The 1,188-nt window shown below is 72.1% G+C and carries 2 protein-coding genes and 1 pseudogene; 2 read left to right on the forward strand and 1 reads right to left on the reverse strand.

The features are described 5' to 3' along the window. Positions 1 to 282: pseudogene (locus tag AB0J09_RS65280) on the forward strand (hypothetical protein); the annotation flags it as partial. A 1-nt stretch (position 283) separates the two neighbouring features. On the opposite strand, the gene AB0J09_RS65285 reads toward AB0J09_RS65280, so the two are convergent. Then, positions 284 to 616, reverse strand: coding sequence for a DUF4326 domain-containing protein (locus AB0J09_RS65285; RefSeq protein WP_360714599.1), 333 nt, complete (start codon positions 614 to 616; stop codon positions 284 to 286). Between the two features lie 49 nt (positions 617 to 665). On the opposite strand from AB0J09_RS65285, the gene AB0J09_RS65290 reads away from it, so the two are divergent. Then, a complete protein-coding gene (locus AB0J09_RS65290; protein ID WP_360714601.1) occupies positions 666 to 1,139 on the forward strand; it encodes a BTAD domain-containing putative transcriptional regulator in 474 nt (157 codons plus the stop codon). The last annotated feature ends 49 nt before the right edge of the window (positions 1,140 to 1,188 follow it).

Below are 1,188 nucleotides of genomic sequence, written 5' to 3' on the forward strand. Positions count from 1 at the left end.
CTCGACGGCACCCCGTTCCCCTCCACCGCCCGCCTGGCCGGCCGCTGGGCCAAGGGCCGCATCCCGCTGCTGCGCCGCCGACTCAAGGAGGAGACGCTGGAGAGCGCGTACTGCGCCGAGGTGGTGGCCGTCACGTACGAGACGATGGGCCTGCTGCCCAGCGGCCGCCGGGCCAACTGGTACGACCCGGGCAAGTTCTGGAGCGGCGACGACCTCGAGCTGCTCATGGGGCACAGGCTCGGCAACGAGATCACCGTGGGCGTGGCGCGCAGCCGGCCCTGATTCAGGGAGCCTGCCCCGCGACGACGGCCAGCAGCGCGTCGGCGTGGCATTCCTGGCCGGGGTCGCACCAGCAGGCGAGGTCCTTGCCGCGGAGCTCGCCGCGGGCCCGCTCGACCAGCTCGGGGTGGTCTTGCAGGTGGGCCCGGTAGAGCGGGATCACCTGAGACCGCACGTGGACCTGCCCGCCGCAGACCCGGCAGCCCTTGGGAGACAGGCTGTGCGGGTTGGCGAACGGGCTGCGCTTGTGACCGGGGAACTCGCGTCCCACGTATACAGCGCCCTCGGGCACGCGACCGTGGAACCGATCACCTTCGACCTTGACGCGGCGTGGCATATGGCACCCTCCCCGTGACCATTATGCTCGGGGCACGATGGATATCCGCGTGCTGGGCCCCGTCGAGGTGTACGACGGCGTCGCCGAGATCCCGATCGACGGGGCACAGCAGCAGTGCGTGCTCGGCCTGCTCGCGGCCCATCTCGGCGCGTACGTGCCGGTGGACCGGCTGATCGAGGCGCTGTGGGCGGACGACCCGCCCAAGACCGCCAGGACGATCGTCCAGCTCAAGGTGTCGCAGCTGCGCAAGACCCTGGGCGGGCGCATCGCGAGCACCACCGCCGGCTACTCGCTCGCCGTACCGGATGAAGAGGTTGACCTCGGGCGTTTCCGCCGGCTGGCGGCGGAAGGGCGGGCGGCGGGCCGGCCGCAGGAGGCGGCCGCCGCCTGGGAGCGGGCGCTCGGGCTGTGGCGCGGGCAGCCGCTCCAAGGGCTCGGCACCGACTGGGTCGAACAGCGGGTACGCCGCCCGCTGCTCAGCGAGCGGTGGGACCTGGTCGAGGAGCACGCCGCCGCCCGTTGATCAGCCCGAGTTCGGGGTTGTAGAGCCACTTCCAGAACAGGCTGACCAC

The sequence above is a fragment of the Nonomuraea sp. NPDC049784 genome, assembly GCF_040659615.1.
Lineage (GTDB): Bacteria > Actinomycetota > Actinomycetes > Streptosporangiales > Streptosporangiaceae > Nonomuraea.